Source organism: Clostridium sp. 'White wine YQ' (genome assembly GCF_028728205.1).
Classification (GTDB): Bacteria; Bacillota; Clostridia; order Clostridiales; family Clostridiaceae; genus Clostridium_T.
Map to the genome: position 1 here is coordinate 758734 of NZ_JAQYUU010000001.1, position 16882 is coordinate 775615.

Sequence of the window (16882 nt, forward strand, 5' to 3'; positions counted from 1 at the left end):
GGTTATTTTAAATAGTATTTTGTCCATAAAACATGTGGCACAAGATACTATTTTTTATTAGGGAAGAATATTTATATAAAATATGACATACAGTAGTCAAGTTTTTCTATATATAATATGTAAAAGATTTGCAATAATATTAATAGTGTGATTAAATATTAACTAATAGAAATTATTATGTATTAGTATTAATTAATTAGAATTAGATATTAAAGTGTAAGGAGAAAATTACATGATTAAATTTGATAATGTTTCAAAGCGTTATCCAAATGGAAATAAAGCCGTTAATTCCTTGAATTTAACCATTAATGAAGGTGAATTTTTTGTGCTAATAGGACCAAGTGGATGTGGAAAGACAACAACACTTAAGATGATTAATAGATTAGTTGAATTAAGCAATGGGACAATCTATATAAATGATAAAAAAATCAGTGAATACAATATTCATGAACTTAGATGGAATATAGGTTATGTACTTCAACAGATTGGATTATTTCCACATATGACTATTGAAGAAAATATTGCAACAGTTCCAGAATTAAAAAAATGGGATAAGAAAAAGATACATGATAGAGTTACTGAACTTTTAGAGAGTGTTTCTCTAGAACCAGAAAAGTATCGATATCGTAAACCTTCTGAGCTTTCAGGTGGAGAACAGCAAAGAGTAGGGGTAGTTCGTGCACTGGCAGCTGATCCAAGTATAATTTTAATGGATGAACCTTTTAGTGCATTAGACCCTATAAGCCGTCAAAAGTTACAACAAGACATAGCAAAGCTTCAAAAGAAAATAAAGAAGACCATTGTATTTGTAACGCATGATATGCAAGAGGCATTAGCTTTAGGTGATAGAATTTGTGTAATGAATAATGGAGAAATTATTCAATGTGATACTCCAAATGAGATAATTGAACATCCCAAGAATGATTTTGTGAGAAACTTCTTTGAATCAGGGAATGTATATAAAACATCCTTATTAAATTCAAATTACAAAGTAAGGGATCTATTTGAAGCACAGTTATTTAATCCAAGCATACAAAAAGATAATATGTTAAGAGTTGATTCTACAGTATCAATTGAACACTTATTAAAGATATTCGGTGAAGATAAATCTGTTTTGGTAGAGCATTTAGGAGAAACCATAGGTATGGTAACAAGAGATCATCTAATTGAGTTTATATCATCAAAACTTGATAAGGGTGGTGAAGTTTAATGAATACACTAATAGCAACCCTAAATGAGAGACATGAAGAACTCTTAAATGCATTACTTCAGCACATGCAGATTTCACTTATCTCAATATTTATTGCTGTTATAATTGCAGTTCCACTAGGTATAATTTTAACAAGTCATAAAAGAATAGCAGAGCCTGTTATACAAATCACTGCAATATTCCAAACAATTCCGTCACTTGCACTACTAGGAATATTAATTCCTCTTGTAGGAATTGGACAAGTTCCAGCAGTTATAGCATTAGTTATATATGCTATATTACCAATTTTAAGAAACACTTATACTGGTATTAAAGAAATTGACCCTGTACTTATAGAGGCAGCAGAAGCAATGGGAATGGATAGAAGAAAACAATTATATAAAGTTGAACTTCCACTTGCAATGCCGGTAATAATGGCAGGAATTAGAACATCCATGGTGCTTATTATTGGGACAGCAACTCTTGCAGCATTAATTGGAGCAGGTGGTCTTGGAGACTTAATTCTTTTAGGAATTGATAGAAATAATAATAGTTTAATATTAATTGGCGCAATTCCTGCAGCGTTACTTGCTATTATATTTGACGTATTATTAAGATTTTTAGAAAAATCCTCATTAAAAAAGTCTATGTTAGCGTTAGTTCTAGGCTTTGTAGTTACTGTTTCAATGGTTGTTTATCCACTTATAGGTTCAAAAGGGAAAGAAATTACCATTGCAGGAAAGCTTGGATCTGAACCAGAGATATTAATCAATATGTATAAGTTAATGATTGAAGATGAAACTAATATACATGTAAATTTAAAGCCCGGGATGGGTAAAACTAGTTTCCTATTTAATGCTCTTGAATCAGGGGATATAGATATTTATCCAGAATTTACTGGGACAGCTCTTGAAACTTTTATAAAGGAAAATGCAAAAAGTCATAATCCTGATGAAGTATACGAACAAGCACGTATAGGTATGGAAGACAAATTTAAGATGACATTATTAAAACCCATGAAGTATAACAATACCTATGCGATAGCAGTGTCTCCAGAACTCTCAAAGGAATATAACCTAAATAAAGTTTCGGATTTAAATAATATAGAAAATAAGCTTAAAGCAGGCTTTACACTAGAATTCACTGATAGAGATGATGGATACAAAGGAATCAAAAAATTATATAACCTAAATATTGAAAGCATAAAGACAATGGAACCTAAATTAAGATATACTGCAATTAAATCTGGAGATATTAATTTGATAGATGCATATTCTACAGATAGTGAGCTTGCTGAATATAATCTAAAGGTACTTGAAGATGATAAACAGTTTTTTCCTCCTTATCAAGGGGCTCCACTTATGCTAGATAAGACACTTGAAAAATATCCAGAATTAAAAGAGCCTTTAAACAAATTGGCTGGAAAAATAACAGATGATGAGATGCGGGAAATGAATTATGAAGTAAATGTAAAAGGAAGAGCAGCAGAGGATGTTGCAAGAGAATACCTTAAAAATGAAGGATTGTTAAGATAATCATAAAAATCTTCTAGGGTGAAAGTTTCATCTTAGAAGATTTTTTATGTACTACTTACTGAGTTTATGGTAGAAATTACTATGGGGAATCCATGTAGATAAGCCTAATATCATATGAAGAAAGAACGAAATTTACACGATATATTACATAGAATTATAATTTTACAAAAGATGAGGTGCTAATTATGAAAAAGAAAATACTCTCTTTTTTATTAAGTATAACGGTAATTTGTTCTGTTCCGATTTATATATCGGCTAAAGAAGTAACTACAACAACTAATTTAGGAAAAACCCAGACTAGTTTCAAATTAGCAAACGGAAAAGAAGGAAGTATTAGTTTGAATAGAAAGAATGGACAAGTATTTCTTTCTGGAAAGCTTTCTGATAAACAAGTTCCGGGAGAAAAATCAGCATTAAAGTTTTTGGAGGACAATAAAGCTTTGCTTGGAATTGATAGTACTTCAAACGAATTAAAAATTGCTGGAATTAATAAAGATAAAAATGGAGATACATATGTAAAATTCTCTCAAGTAATTAATGGTATTAAAGTTAACAACAGCATGATTAATGTTCACTTTGATAAGGATGGTGTTATTTCCAGTATTAATGGAAAGCTGCAAAAAAACAAGACAATAACAACTCTTGGAAGTAAGAAAGTTTCAGAAGGAGATGCTGTTGAGGTAGCTAAAAAGCAATATAAATTTAAGAGCCTTAGAAATACGCCTAGCACTGAAAAATTAATAATTACTAAGGATGATAAAAATTATGAAGTTTATAAAGTGAATGTTTCTTTTAAGGAACCTACTATAGGAAATTATGATGTATATATTGAAGCAAATTCAGGACAAGTTATACAATCAGATAACAATATTAGATATGATGGACCAGTTACTGGATCAGGGATTGATGTTCAAGGAAAAACTAAAAGTTTAAATTTATATCAATCAGGAACTTCATATCAAATGAAAGATATAACGAAGCCATCAACTAGTGAGATAAGTACTTATTCATTAAATAATGGTACAACCACTGGAACTTTGGTCTCTAATACAACTAATTATTTTGGAGCAGAAACCTATAAAGCTTCAGTTAGTGCGGAGTATAATGCAGGTAAAGTTATTGATTTTTATAAAAATTTATTTAATAGAAATAGTTTAGATAATAAAGGAATGGCAATTGAGTCATATACCCACTATGGAACTCAATACAACAATGCCTTTTGGGATGGTTATGAAATGGTTTATGGAGATGGTGATGGAACAACATTTACATACTTAAGTGGAGATTTGGATGTAGTTGGACATGAAATGACTCATGGAGTTATAAGTAATACTGCAAATCTATCCTATCATAATCAATCAGGAGCACTAAATGAATCATTAGCTGACACATTTGGAGTGCTAATTTCAACCTATGATAAATACAATGTTGCGGCAGGTGGAACATGGGCATTTAATTCGGCTGATTGGGTTGTTGGAGATGATATTTATACTCCTAATATTCCAGGAGATGCGTTAAGAAGCTTATCAAATCCAACTAAGTATGGCCAACCTGATAATATGAGCAATTACAAAAATTATTCAGATACAGAAGCTGGGGATTGGGGCGGAGTTCATACAAATTCAGGTATTCCTAATAAAGCTGCATATCTGGTAGCTCAAAGTATAGGAATGGAGAAAACCGCAAGGATTTATTATAGGGCTATAACAAATTATATGAATGCAGACACAGATTTTGCGCAGGAGAAAAATTCTTTGGTTCAATCAGCTACAGATTTGTATGGAGCAAATAGTGGTGAGATAAGTGCAATTAATAGTGCTTTTAGTGCAGTTGGTATTGGAACTGTATCTGTAGAAGACCCATATGAACCAAACAATTCAATAGCTTCTGCTTATCCAATAAATATGGGTACTACATATAATTCATATATTTCAACAAGTAGTGATGAAGATTATTATAAATTGAATGTAAATACTATAGGAAATATTCGTATAAGCATGACTAACTTGCCACAAGATTATGATTTAGAATTATATGATGCAAATGGATCATTAGTAGGATATTCAACTGGATCGGGCAATGCAAATGAAGTAATAAATTACAATGCAACTAGTACTGGAACTTACTATATCCATGTATACTCATATTCAGGATATAGTATAGCACAAGAGTATTCCTTAATAGTAACAAGAGCAGTTACTGGAATAACTCTAGATAAAACTAATGGAAGTTTAAAAGCCGGGGAGACTCTTACGCTAACTCCAACTATTAGCCCTATTGATGCGACAAATAAAAATGTATTATGGACATCTAGTAATTCATTAGTAGCTAAAGTTGATACCTTTGGTAAAGTCTCTCCTGTGGGCTATGGAACTGCAATTATTACAGCTACAACTGCTGATGGTAATTATAAAGCAACTTGTACAATAACTATAACAACATTAAATGCACCTTTATCGTTAAGCACAAAGTCCATTTCCTATGATACCATAAATATTGGTTGGGGAGCAGTAAATGACGCAAGTGGATATGAGGTATATAGATCTTCATCAAGTATAGGAACATATTCATATTTAACCTCAACAACTGCTTTAAGTTATAATAATACTGGGCTCTTAACAAATAGTACATATTACTATAAAGTTAGAGCTTATAAACTTGTAGGAACAGCAAAAGTATACAGTGATTTTTCAACTGTTGTAAGTGCAAAGCCAATTCTATCAACACCAATAAATCTATCATTAACATCTGTAAATTACAGAAGTTTTAAAGTTGCATGGAGCGGAGTAAGTGGAGCAAGTGGGTATATGGTATATAGGGCGACATATGGTTATCCATATTCATTAATAGCTAGCACAGCTTATTTAAATTATATTGATTCAGGATTGACAATAGGAAAAACTTATTCTTACAGGGTTAGAGCTTATAGAAAAGTAGGCACAACAATAGTATATAGTGATTTGTCAAATCTAGTTTATAGAAGACGATAGAATTGTTATAAGAAAGTCCTCAGAGATTAAATATAATCTTAGAGGACTTTCTTTTATAACTTGCCATCTAAATAAATGTTATAAAGTTTCAAAATAAAGAGACGCAAGCATAAAATTGATAGAATCTTCTGTACCAAAATCATTATTTGCAAAATATAAACCAGGATTAGCTTCCATTCTATTTAGGATAAATAGAATATAGTAATTTAATGGATTGATATCAATAATATTTGTGAAAAGAGGCAATATGGCATTTTGATTAGAAACTACCGCTTTTAAAGATGGCTTATAATCAACTTTAACTTCAGGTGATTTATCTATCATTTTGTGTATAAATTCATTAGCAGTTTCATCTGAATGAATTTTAGAGCTTTTATTGTATTTAATAATACCCAATTGAACTTTATTTATATATAACCCAATAATATATGTGGTTATACTTATTTGAATATTTGTATTAACCTTATTAATTTTTTCAGAGGGATCATCACTTGCGGTACTTATAAAACAAAATAATCTATTAAAGTTACGAAAAATAACATGACCATTCTTTATAATAGGCTCAGCGTTTCCTAAGAAAGCGCTACATGGAGGAACCTCACCACTAGAGTATGGATTAGGATTATATGATTCAAGATTCTTCTTCATTTAATCACTTCATGTAAATTAATTTATTATATTAATATGATTTCATATTAATATAGTGAATTATAAAGATTATTAAAAAATAATACGAACTATTTGTATTTACATAAATATAATATATTAGAGACTTGTTTAAGCGTTTCTAATATATTTTTACAAAGGAGAAAATATAATGGGATATGATAATGAGAGGCATGATTGTCATAATGAATGTCCAGATACAGTTCAAACTCATGTACACGAATTTGAAGAAAGTACTAAATTAGCTGAACAAGGAAATGAGAGACACAATCATAGAGTTGCAGGTGTGACAGGTGAAGTTATACCGATTGGCGGAGGAAGACATGTTCATCCATACTCTACTAACACAGATTTTTTTGATCATCATCATGAGATAGGGGGAACCACTGGTCCAGATATCCCAATTCCAAATACTAATAAGCATATTCATGTTATATTTGGAAGAACAACTTGTAATGATGGTCATACTCATGATTATCTTTTTACCACACAAATTAATAGTCCTTTAATTTAGCATAATATTTAAGCCATAAGTCTAAACAATAAAGACTTATGGCTATTTACTTTGGTGGTTGGTGAAAAAATGCATTCCCAATATTAAATTATTCATAAATTTTGTAAGTGTATACAATTAATATTTTAAAGACTTAATTTAATATAAAACGATGTGTATTTGGAACTCCTTCACCATTAATAAAGCCAAAGTTAAACCAAGGGAAATTTTGAGTCACTTGCTTTATGGCTTCAGCTAATACATAAACATAAGGCAAATAAATTAAGTTTAATATTGTAGGATTATCAATATGATAATACCAGCATAAATTAAATTCTTTTGGACTAATTGTAGTTAATCCAGAAAAATGAAAGAATATTAATTGATCATTATTTAGATAAACCTTTCCGTTTTGTGAAGTTGTTGTATAATCTTGAATATTCCAAATAGCAGCATTAACACCATGAGATTTAACTACATGTAGGTTTGGAAAAATTTGTGGCCAAGACTCTGTGTACCTTTGATCTCCAAAAGTTTTATTAACCAAGTCTATTGTTGCTGAACACTTTTCAAGACATTGTTCTTTCCAAAAATTTATAGCATTTAATCCAATGTTATCATTTCTGCAACCTACAAAACCAGTATTAAATTGTCCTGTAAGAGGATAGGTAAATTCAAAACTTTTTGAATTTCTGTGATCAGTTAAGAAAATTGATGCAGAGGGATTTTCATTAAAAATTAGCATTGGGTCAGCATAAAAATAAAGATCTGCATCTAGGTGAGCATAGTAGTCTGCGTTGGGGTAACTTGTTAATACATGATGTAATAACAAGGATTTACCTGTCCAGCAGTACTCATGAAAATTTCTATTGGCCTTGGCTGCTAATAATTTATCATCTTCAAATTGTTCTATTTTAAATAAAGTAATATTTTCAAAGTGAGCTTTAGATAACACATCAAAAGTTTCTGAATCCATACATAGAATAAAAAGTTCAAAATCAGTACAATGTGTTTTCAATGAACTATATAGTGCTATCATTTTAAATAAATGATATTTAGAAAGTACTGAAGTAAAATGAAACTTAGGCATAATATCACTCCCTACTACTAAGTTTTATTTTAGATAATTTAAATGGTCAGATTAAAAATGCTTTTAGTTAAGCCTAGGAACATATAAGGGAAATGAGTCATTCCGTGTATATTTTGTAATTTAATTAGTTGTTCTTTAGTTTTTTCGAAGTTTTTTTCAATTTCAGGTTGAAGAAGGAGTTTAGAATTCATGTTCTGTCTAATACTTATATCTATGGCTACTTGAAGTACCTTCAAAAAGGTGCTTAATAATTCGTGATAATGTCCCAAAGCATGCAACTGATTAATTTCAGACATAACACTATTGATTTCAGAATAATCAATTGGAACAGCAAGGCTTAAGCATATTAATAACATATCTAGAAAATAAATATTATTATATTTTGAGCACATATAGTTAATATTTACTATAGCAGAATCAGGTGAAGCATTTTTTAGGTGTTCTTGATGAACACTTAAAATATCATAAGCAAGTTTGAATTTATTTCCCGCTTTATACAGTCTAATGCCAAGGTCATAATCCTCAAATCCATACTTTACTATATTTTCATCAAATAGACCTAAGGCTAGAACTTGTTTTCTATCAACAGAGGCGTTATTTGTTATGAAAAATCTCCAGGCAAGATTGTATCCATTAAGATCTTGTCCATATATTGAAATTGTTTCTTTTAAGTTTGTTATAAAATCCATATCTAAATCATAAGCTAAATTTAAAAACGTCCCATCAATAATTTGTGATTCATTAATTAGTTTACATTTGTCAGTTTCCCAAAAATTTGGAGGTAAGTTATATTTATCTATGCGTTTAAAGAAATCCATAAGTTGATATGCACTGAAATCTTTATAAAAGTAACTATAAATTCTGAGCCAAGGTAAACCACATACTACAATCTTTTCTCTATCGTGTGCGTCAACATGTTTTTTTACAAAATCTATTGGAGCAATCATATCACTGTCGTGGAATATTAATATATCTCCGGAAGCTTCCTCAATTCCTCTATTCCTACCTCTTGCAATACCTCTATTATCTTCGAGTCGTATTTTTTTGAGAGGAAAATTAGAAACAAGGTTTGAGAGCATTATTTCAGTATCATCAGATGAACCATTGTCTACAACAATTACTTCAAAATCATCATGAGGATAATTTTGATAGTTTAGTGCTAGGAGGTTGTAGTATAATCTTTCACTTGAATTAAATGAAGTAATTATTATACTGGCCTTCATAATTATTCACTTCCTCTCTTAAGGTTTATTTAATTTTATGATACATGTACTCATATTCCCTTCGGTAGAGAAACCATTAAAATACGGATCTATTTGCTCAATATCAACAATGATATCCTTAATAACATTTTTATAGAATGAATAAATAAAAGGGAAATCAATTCGATTAAACTCATATAATTGAAAAATTTGAGTTTTACTAACAATTCTAAAACCACTAAAGTGGTAGCATATGAGCTTTGATTTATCTATAAAACACATCCCATCTAGAATATGAAACTTATATCTAGCGTAATTCCAATGTCCTATATTAACTCCAGGCGTTGAAATACTTGAAATATTTTCAAAAGTGTAAGGTAAGGTATCAAGATATTTTTGGTCGCCAAAACTGTTGTTATCAATATTATCACTACATCTTTCAATACATTTTACCTTCCAAGATTTTAGAAATAGCTTAGAAGTTAAGTCGTTTTTAAAGCTTATAAAACCAGAATTATATTTTCCTGTTAGGTCTTCTACTAAACCATTAATTATGGGTGAAAATGAAGGTACGTAGACATCTGAACAAGAAAGTAGGACTGAGGAGGTTGGCTGATTTTCAAATATTATAGTGGGATTACTGAAAAAATATAAGTCTGAGTCGATAAAGGTTATACGTTCTAAACTATAATAGTTACATAGTAAACTTTCTATAAAGATTGGTTTTAATGTCCAACAAAACTCATTTAACTTACGTTCTTTTCTTAATTTAATTATGGAATCATCTTTTAATTCATTTAAGGTGATTAATATAACGTGATTAAAATTAATTTTGGATAGAAGACTGTAGGTTTCATCATCAATACATAGCACAAATATACAAAAATCCTCCATAACATTATAGAGGGAATGGAAGAGAGCGATAGATTGGTATAATCGCTCTTTTGATAAAATCGTGCAAAATGAGCTGATCAAATATATCAACCCCATTCTCTTAAGTTATAAAAAATTAAGGATTACTAAAAAAATCCTTATACCAATCGATTGTTTTTTTAAGTCCTTGATCAATGCTATAATTGGGCTTCCACCTAAGAATTTCTCTTGCTTTTTTTGCAGATAGATATTGGTGTTTAATTTCGTTGCTTCCTTCATTTAAAATTATAGGTTTTAAATTACTATTCATAGCTTTGAGGATTTTATCTACTAATTCTAAAACTGTAAGTTGTATTTCGTTACTAAAATTAAAAGCTTCACCAGCTAAATTTAATTCTTCTAAGTTTTCAGCTAAAAGTAAATAAGCCTCAGCTGCATCTTCTACATAAAAATAGTCTCTAATAAATGTTCCATCACTACGTATAACTGGAGCTTCATTGTTTAAAATGCTTTGAATAGTTTGGGGAATAATTCTATTGAAATTTAAATCCCCTCCACCATATAAGTTACCACATCTTGTAATAGCTACTGGAAGATTATAAGTGTGAAAGTAAGACTGAGCTATTAAGTCAGCACAACTTTTAGAAACATCGTAAGGATGTGTACCTTGAAGTGGCATATTTTCATCGTAGGGAAGAGTTAGCTGATCTCCGTAGGCTTTGTCACTTGAGGCAATTATAACCCTTTTTACTAGAGGACTTCGCCTTGAACCTTCCAATATATTACAAGTTCCTAAAATATTTGAATTAAAGGTTGATAAGGGATTTTTATTAGCAACACCAACAATAGCCTGAGCAGCTAAGTGAAATACTGTATCTATTTCATATTCACCTAATGTTCTCTCAATTAGCGCATAGTCTTCAAGAGAACCATTAACTATATTTATTTTCTGAATATAATTACCACTGTAGAGATTTGATTTAGGAACCATATCTCTTACTAGTCCAGTTACATTTGCACCTAAATCTACTAATTTTTTTGATATATAGCTTCCTAATAGACCAGTACAACCAGTGATAAAAACATTTCTTCCTTTCCAGAATGATTTCATGTTTCTCACCATACCTTCCATAAGTGATTTCCTTGATTCCACATTTCATTTACAGCTGAAATATCTTTAGCAGTGTCCATTGCAGTCCAAAATCCTTGATGAATATATACAGCAAGTTCCTGATCCTTTACTAAGTTTTTTAGAGGTTCTTGTTCCAATATACAACTTGTACTATCGCTTAAATAGTTAAATACTTCGGGATTCATAACAAAAAAACCACCATTAATTAAGTCACCTGTTTGGTTTTTTTCGTAAAAAGATTTTGCTATACCTGCATTTACAGTTAAAGTACCATATTGACTTTTTTTATAAATTCCAGTTACAGTAGCTATGGCACCTTTATTTTTGTGAAATTCTAAAAGATTATTTAAATTTATATCTGAAAGGCCGTCGCCATAAGTCAACATAAAAGTTTCATTTCCAATATATCTTTGAGCAAGTTTTACCCTTCCACCAGTCATTGTATCAAGTCCAGTATCTACAAAAGTTATCTTCCATTTTTCTGCTTCTTCAAGAATCTGAATATTATTTGGATCAGAATCGAGTATAAAATTATGATTTTTCCATCTATAGTCTAAAAAATATTCTTTTATTTTTTCTCCTTTATATCCTAATAATAGGACGAAATCATCAAAGCCATAATGTTTATATAATTTCATTATGTGCCAAAGTATAGGCTTTCCTCCTATTTCCACAAGTGGCTTAGGAATATCTCTTGTCAATTCATGCATTCGGGTACTCTTTCCCCCACATAGAATAACAACCTTCATCTTTATTCCTCCAACTAAATCTAAATTTACTGACTAAGATTAAATAAATTAACATAGTAATAATCAAATAGCATATATAGTACAATATATGTCGAAATAAGATGATTTGATACGTATTTTATCATTTTATATTAAATAGGCAGTTTCACATAGCTACAGTTAAATGTATCATCATATAAAATAGTAATTATTAAATATGTTCTTTTTGTCACAACAGAGGAGTGCTGAATATTAAGTACATATTTGTCTTTTATAAAATTATTCACCTCATCTTCAAGTTTGCGAAAATTATCTCCACTAAATATTTTGATTTTCAAGTTTCCCACCTCCAGTTTAAATATATTTTGAGAATTCATTGATTATAAGCATTTTCCTAATAATGAATATTTAAATAAGTAAAATGTTGAAAATTACAAAAGACCAAGTGTTTCCAATGATATAGTAATTTTCATAACAAATGAATAAAATAATAATAGTGAAGAAGTATATTTGGTTATCCAAGATGCAGGTGCAGCAAAGAGATATGGCAAGCAAATAACCTATGAAAAAGTATTAACAGCAGAGAAACTTAAAGAGACGGGAGCAAAAGAAATTTATCTTGCAGTTACGCAATGTGAAAATACTATTTTTGAGATTTAGGAGGGGTATTATGAAAAAAATATTAGTAGTAATTGATTATCAAAAAGACTTTGTGGATGGAGCCTTAGGATTTAAAAAAGCAGAAACTTTAGAAGATGGAATCTATAATAAGGTGAAAAAATATTTACATGAAGGGCATAAGGTTTTATTTACTTATGACACTCATCATGATAATTATTTAGAAACTAGAGAAGGAAAAAACCTACCTATAATTCATTGCATTGAAGGTACAAAAGGACATGAACTTTTTGGAAAGCTTAAGGAATTTGTTAAGGTAAAAAATACTCTTCATTATAATAAAGGAAGTTTTGGAATATCACCAAAAGTAATGCTTAAAATTGCTAAAGAGCTTGGAGAGGATATAGATGAAATAGAGATGGTTGGAGTAGTTACAAATATATGTGTAATAAGCAATGTTGTAATATTTCAATCACAATATACTAATGCCAATATTTCAGTTGATGCAAGTCTATGTGCTAGCTTCAATGAGGAACTACATGATAAAGCATTAGATGTAATTGAATCATTACAAGTTAAGGTTAATAATAGGGGGGGGAGCTGTGATTAATCCACTTTTATTAACAGATTTTTATAAAACATTATCAGGAATAAGAAGAAAATTGCATAGCGACCTTTGAAAAAATGCCAGTACGTCTGTTATAGACATGCTGGCACTTTTTAGTTTATTAAGATTTTGTGATATCATATTCAGAAAAAGTTCCCCAATTCTCGATAGAATTATAGTAAGGGTCAGCTGAATTAAAATTTACTATTATTGGACAAATGTCTAATATGGGATTTAGCATAAATAATTTTCTATCACCATATCTAATTGCTTTTAAAGCAAGGGGTAATTCTCGTCTAAATACAATATTTCTTGTACTAGTTCCAAATTCTCCGTCTAACATTAATGAGACATGAAATAAATATATTTCATCAGCATCAAGCCATTCACCTAAAACCTCATCTCTCATATGTGTAAATTCACTATAAGCATAATCGCTACATATAGTTAAAAAAAGTTCTGCTGTTATATCTGAGTGAGTGAGAGTATAACGTCTTGGTATAATAGGGGCTGTAGGTGTAGTTCCTGATCCAAACTCAACTGAAAGTTTTTCAGTATCTAAACTACTCATAAGCTTACTTCCTTAATAACTCAATATATAGATAGTGTATTTATATTAATGTTACTATGTTAAAGTTTTTAATGAATTATAGTTTGAATTAATAATTGAATGAAATGATGTTTTGGATTCAATTATTTCTATAAATTTTTGAAGTGCATTTGTTTTAAGAGAATCCCTATGTCTAATAAAAAATGTTTTTGCTAGACTATATTCTTGCGGTATCTTAAATGATTTAATTAATCCAAGCTTCTCATATTCTTCAATGGAGGACTCTGGTACAAAAGATGCACCTAGATCTTCCACTACACCTTCAATAATTGAATCTAGATTATTAAATTCCATGTACCGAATGTTAAAAATTCCTTTGCTTCTTAGCCATTCTTCTAGTTGGAATCTATTCGGGCATCCAACAGTGTTCATTATAAATGGCTTATAACATACCTCTTGTATATCATTATATTTTGAGCTAGAGATAAGAACTAAGTTTTCTTCATATGCAAGTTCTTTAATGATATTTTCATCAGGTATTGCGGATGACTTAACAAAAGCCCCGTCTATTTGAAAGTGTTGAACCTTATAAATAAGTTCATTAGTATTACCAGTTATAAGAGATAAATCAACCTTGGGGTAAGTTTTATGATATTTTGATAAAATTGCGGGAAGATGCAGTGAGGACAACGTATGATTAGCACCAATAGCTAAAGAGCCAGATGGATTAATGGAATCATCTAATGCCTTTTCAGCATCCTCAATTAAATGAAGGATTTGTTCGGCATAAACTAAGAGTTTTTCACCAGCTGGAGTTAAAACCATGCCACGTTGTCTATAAAATAGTGGAGTTTTGAGTTCGGATTCTAATTGTTGAATTCTTGCAGTTATATTTGATTGTACATATCCTAAAATCTGAGCAGCTTTTGTAATACTCCCTTCAAGCGCAACTGTTTTAAATATTCTAAGTTCATTACTTTCCATAAGTTTCACACCTTTCGTATATCATAAAAAGTGAATTATATTATCATTAACAATCATTTTACTTGATATATGCTTTCATGTAAACTAGTTTTAGATTGAAAAATATAAAGAAAAGAGGTGAACTAGGCTTTACGATTTTATCTTAAAATATAATTCTAAAACTAAAAGGGGAAAAATTATGAAAAATAGAAAAGGATACAAATGGAGCGTTTTATTAGTAGTCACATTAGTTTCATTTATTACTAATGTTGATTCTACAATTACAATAATTGGTCTACCAAAAATAATGCAAGGTCTTGATATGAATGTAGCAATGGGTTTGCTAACAATAACTTCATATATTATTGCAAGTACAGTACTTTTATTGCCAGCTGGAAAATTGGCAGATATTGTTGGAAATAAAAAAATATTTATATGGGGATTTATAATATTTACTATAGGCACAGTATTATGCGGTATTGCTTATTCTGGGATAAGCTTAATTTTTTATAGAATTATTCAAGGAGTGGGAGCAGCATTAGCGTTAGCAACTGCAACTCCTATAATTATTAAAACATTTCCAGATAAGCAGCTTGGATTAGCGTTAGGAATTAATTCTACATCATGGGTCATAGGAGCACTTGTAGGGCCAGTTATAGGAGGAGCATTAATAAGTGAATATGGATGGAGAACAATTTTCTTTATTACAGTTCCCTTTGCTATTATAGGAGTAATCGGAGCTTTTATAGTTCTTGAGGGTACTAATGTTAATGGAAAATTTAAAGTTGATTTCAAGGGAATTATAAGTTTTGGCATTTGTTTAACTCTTATAATGGTCGTTCTTTCAGAAGGTGAAGCTTGGGGATGGACGTCTTCAAAAACTATTGTATCATTTATTTTCATTATAGTATTAGGAATTATCTTTATAGTAAATGAGCTCAAAGTAGAAAATCCACTATTTGATTTTAGCTTGTTTTCATATAAGAATTACACTATTGGATTAGGAATAACCATAAGTTACTGCATAGCATATTTTTCTATAACATTGCTTCTAACAGTATACTTACAGGGAGCGTTACACCTAAGCCCAGTTGAATCAAGTTTCCTTATAATTCCTTTATCTGCACCACAGCTTATAATGGGTCCTTTGGGAGGGAAATTAGCTGATAACTTTGGAACAGAAAAAATGATTATTACTGGAAGCTTTATTTTAACAATCGGCTTCTTATTGCTTGGTAATCTTGGGAATGTTTTAAATGTTTCAGCTGTAGTAATACCACTAATTATAATTTCAATTGCAAATGGTATTGCCTGGCCGTCAGTAGCTAAGGCAGTACTATCATCAGTACCTAAAAAGCAATCAGGTTCAGCTTCAGGAATGTTTTATACTATTTATAATTTAGGACGTGCATTAAGTCAAACTTTGGTAATATTAACTATAGAATTAAGTATACCTTCTGAATTGGTTTCTAGAGTACTCGTAGGAATAGATAATTTCAATAGAGCACAAGAAGCTGGTAATCTTATTCACTCTATAGGCTTAAGCTTTAAATTCTTTTCAATATTTTTCATGATTACACTAATATTAGCAGCTAGCAGTTTGAAAAGTAAAATGAAAAAAATAGCATAGAAGCTTTCTTACCGCAAAAGGTTTACTTTCTGCGGTATTTTTTATTAATTAAATTACATAGTGATATTTCGAAAGACATAAAGACTTGTATATAGTAAACTTAATATATGTTAGATATGTATACTTGGAGGTATTTAAATGAACGCCTATTATTATGAAACTAAAATCGGTAAGATATCAATTATAGAGAATGGAAGAGCTATTACTCATGTTAATTTTGAAGGTGAAATTCCTAAAGAGATTAATGTAATTGAAACACCATTACTTAAACAAGCTGCAAAAGAATTACAAGAATATTTCGATGGAGGCAGAGAGATTTTTAGTGTTCCTCTTGAGCCAAAAGGTACGGAATTTCAGCAAAAGGTTTGGAATGCACTTAAAGAAATACCTTATGGTGAAACATGCAGTTATAAAAATATTGCAGAGAAGATTGGAAATATTAAGGCTTCTCGTGCAGTGGGAATGGCTAATAATAAAAATCCAATTCCTATAATTATTCCTTGTCATCGTGTTATAGGAGCAAATGGCAAATTAGTAGGTTATGCTGGTGGCTTAGGCATCAAAGAAAAATTACTGGAAATAGAAAGCAAGAGAACTGAATAAAATAATATTACAT

17 protein-coding genes are annotated in these 16882 nt (G+C 30.2%); 8 read left to right on the forward strand and 9 right to left on the reverse strand.

The genetic code is table 11. The annotated features are described in order from the left end of the window. Window positions 1-232 precede the first annotated feature (232 nt). From PTZ02_RS03675 to PTZ02_RS03685, 3 genes are all read left to right on the forward strand, one after another. Window positions 233-1210, forward strand: coding sequence for an ABC transporter ATP-binding protein (locus PTZ02_RS03675; protein WP_337992981.1), 978 nt, complete (start codon window positions 233-235; stop codon window positions 1208-1210). Beyond that, a complete protein-coding gene (locus tag PTZ02_RS03680; protein WP_274226462.1) occupies window positions 1210-2724 on the forward strand; it encodes an ABC transporter permease/substrate-binding protein in 1515 nt (504 codons plus the stop codon). The genes PTZ02_RS03675 and PTZ02_RS03680 overlap by 1 nt, the downstream gene beginning before the upstream one ends. Window positions 2725-2909: 185 nt before the next feature. Beyond that, complete coding sequence (locus tag PTZ02_RS03685; RefSeq protein ID WP_274226463.1) at window positions 2910-5714, forward strand: M4 family metallopeptidase; 2805 nt, start codon at window positions 2910-2912, stop codon at window positions 5712-5714. A 78-nt stretch (window positions 5715-5792) separates the two neighbouring features. On the opposite strand, the gene PTZ02_RS03690 is transcribed toward PTZ02_RS03685, so the two are convergent. Continuing rightward, on the reverse strand, window positions 5793-6362 hold the full coding sequence (locus tag PTZ02_RS03690) for a hypothetical protein (RefSeq protein ID WP_274226464.1): 570 nt from the start codon (window positions 6360-6362) through the stop codon (window positions 5793-5795). A 169-nt stretch (window positions 6363-6531) separates the two neighbouring features. On the opposite strand from PTZ02_RS03690, the gene PTZ02_RS03695 reads away from it, so the two are divergent. Next, the gene (locus tag PTZ02_RS03695; RefSeq protein ID WP_274226465.1) at window positions 6532-6894 is read left to right on the forward strand and encodes a YmaF family protein; all 363 of its coding nucleotides are present in this window, start codon (window positions 6532-6534) and stop codon (window positions 6892-6894) included. 133 nt (window positions 6895-7027) lie between these two features. On the opposite strand, the gene PTZ02_RS03700 is transcribed toward PTZ02_RS03695, so the two are convergent. From PTZ02_RS03700 to PTZ02_RS03725, 6 genes are all read right to left on the reverse strand, one after another. Beyond that, window positions 7028-7963: a putative nucleotide-diphospho-sugar transferase gene (locus PTZ02_RS03700; RefSeq protein WP_274226466.1), complete on the reverse strand. Its 936-nt coding sequence runs from the start codon at window positions 7961-7963 to the stop codon at window positions 7028-7030. A 38-nt stretch (window positions 7964-8001) separates the two neighbouring features. Beyond that, a complete protein-coding gene (locus PTZ02_RS03705; protein ID WP_274226467.1) occupies window positions 8002-9186 on the reverse strand; it encodes a glycosyltransferase family 2 protein in 1185 nt (394 codons plus the stop codon). Between the two features lie 18 nt (window positions 9187-9204). Further along, the gene (locus tag PTZ02_RS03710) at window positions 9205-10038 is read right to left on the reverse strand and encodes a putative nucleotide-diphospho-sugar transferase (RefSeq protein WP_274226468.1); all 834 of its coding nucleotides are present in this window, start codon (window positions 10036-10038) and stop codon (window positions 9205-9207) included. A 136-nt stretch (window positions 10039-10174) separates the two neighbouring features. Next, window positions 10175-11149, reverse strand: coding sequence for a GDP-mannose 4,6-dehydratase (locus PTZ02_RS03715; protein ID WP_274226469.1), 975 nt, complete (start codon window positions 11147-11149; stop codon window positions 10175-10177). A gap of 5 nt (window positions 11150-11154) precedes the next feature. Beyond that, window positions 11155-11919: a glucose-1-phosphate cytidylyltransferase gene (locus PTZ02_RS03720; protein ID WP_274226470.1), complete on the reverse strand. Its 765-nt coding sequence runs from the start codon at window positions 11917-11919 to the stop codon at window positions 11155-11157. Between the two features lie 131 nt (window positions 11920-12050). Beyond that, on the reverse strand, window positions 12051-12236 hold the full coding sequence (locus PTZ02_RS03725; RefSeq protein ID WP_274226471.1) for a hypothetical protein: 186 nt from the start codon (window positions 12234-12236) through the stop codon (window positions 12051-12053). A 172-nt stretch (window positions 12237-12408) separates the two neighbouring features. On the opposite strand from PTZ02_RS03725, the gene PTZ02_RS03730 reads away from it, so the two are divergent. Both PTZ02_RS03730 and PTZ02_RS03735 read left to right on the forward strand, forming a co-directional pair. Next, window positions 12409-12558, forward strand: coding sequence for a hypothetical protein (locus PTZ02_RS03730; protein WP_443112609.1), 150 nt, complete (start codon window positions 12409-12411; stop codon window positions 12556-12558). A gap of 10 nt (window positions 12559-12568) precedes the next feature. Then, the gene (locus PTZ02_RS03735; RefSeq protein WP_274226472.1) at window positions 12569-13126 is read left to right on the forward strand and encodes a cysteine hydrolase family protein; all 558 of its coding nucleotides are present in this window, start codon (window positions 12569-12571) and stop codon (window positions 13124-13126) included. Between the two features lie 118 nt (window positions 13127-13244). Here PTZ02_RS03735 and PTZ02_RS03740 read toward each other — a convergent pair whose 3' ends face one another. Together PTZ02_RS03740 and PTZ02_RS03745 are read right to left on the reverse strand one after the other, a co-directional pair. Beyond that, on the reverse strand, window positions 13245-13694 hold the full coding sequence (locus tag PTZ02_RS03740; RefSeq protein ID WP_274226473.1) for a staygreen family protein: 450 nt from the start codon (window positions 13692-13694) through the stop codon (window positions 13245-13247). A gap of 54 nt (window positions 13695-13748) precedes the next feature. After that, a complete protein-coding gene (locus PTZ02_RS03745) occupies window positions 13749-14657 on the reverse strand; it encodes a LysR family transcriptional regulator (RefSeq protein WP_274226474.1) in 909 nt (302 codons plus the stop codon). 178 nt (window positions 14658-14835) lie between these two features. Here PTZ02_RS03745 and PTZ02_RS03750 point away from each other — a divergent pair, with 178 nt between their 5' ends. Both PTZ02_RS03750 and PTZ02_RS03755 read left to right on the forward strand, forming a co-directional pair. After that, window positions 14836-16266 (forward strand): MFS transporter, encoded by a 1431-nt coding sequence (locus PTZ02_RS03750; RefSeq protein ID WP_274226475.1) that lies wholly within the window; start codon window positions 14836-14838, stop codon window positions 16264-16266. A gap of 138 nt (window positions 16267-16404) precedes the next feature. Continuing rightward, window positions 16405-16869 carry a methylated-DNA--[protein]-cysteine S-methyltransferase gene (locus PTZ02_RS03755; protein WP_274226476.1) on the forward strand — a complete coding sequence of 155 codons (465 nt, stop codon included), beginning with the start codon at window positions 16405-16407 and terminating at the stop codon, window positions 16867-16869. The last annotated feature ends 13 nt before the right edge of the window (window positions 16870-16882 follow it).